1 protein-coding gene is annotated in these 679 nt (G+C 67.5%); it reads right to left on the bottom strand.

Annotated elements, in window-relative coordinates:
* Window positions 1–65 precede the first annotated feature (65 nt).
* A partial coding sequence (locus NIE111_RS27360; protein WP_504859657.1) for a recombinase RecA family protein occupies window positions 66–679 on the bottom strand: 614 nt, incomplete at its 5' end.

Below are 679 nucleotides of genomic sequence, written 5' to 3'. Positions count from 1 at the left end.
CGCCCCACTGGCATACCAGCCCCGCCCCGTACGAGCGCGTCGTCCTGCCATGGGTCAGCGACCGGTCAGAAGTCGACCGGCGGCAGCTCCGGGCCACCGGCGGCGTCACCCGCGCCGACCCCGACGCCGAGCTTCTCCAGGATCTTCTTCTCGATCTCGGCGGCCACGTCCGGGTTTTCCTTCAGGAACTCCCGGGCCTTCTCCTTGCCCTGGCCGAGTTGGTCGCCGTCGTACGTGTACCACGCTCCGGACTTGCGGATGATCGCCTGCTCCACGCCGACGTCGATCAGCGAGCCCTCACGCGAGATGCCCTTGCCGTACATGATGTCGAACTCGGCCTGCTTGAACGGCGCGGCGACCTTGTTCTTCACGACCTTGACCCGGGTGCGGTTACCGACCACGTCGGTGCCGTCCTTGAGGCTCTCGATGCGTCGCACGTCGAGCCGGACCGAGGCGTAGAACTTCAGCGCCCGACCACCGGTGGTGGTCTCCGGGCTGCCGAACATGACGCCGATCTTTTCCCGCAGCTGGTTGATGAAGATCGCCGTGGTGCCGGTGTTGCTGAGCACACCGGTGATCTTCCGGAGCGCCTGGCTCATCAGCCGGGCCTGAAGGCCCACGTGGCTGTCGCCCATCTCGCCCTCGATCTCGGCGCGCGGCACCAGGGCCGCCACCGAGT

Origin of the sequence: Micromonospora hortensis, from assembly GCF_022230935.1 — a bacterium.
Classification (GTDB): Bacteria; Actinomycetota; Actinomycetes; order Mycobacteriales; family Micromonosporaceae; genus Micromonospora; species Micromonospora hortensis.
Note: the sequence above shows the minus strand (reverse complement) of the source record. Positions and strands in the feature narration are given on the sequence as shown.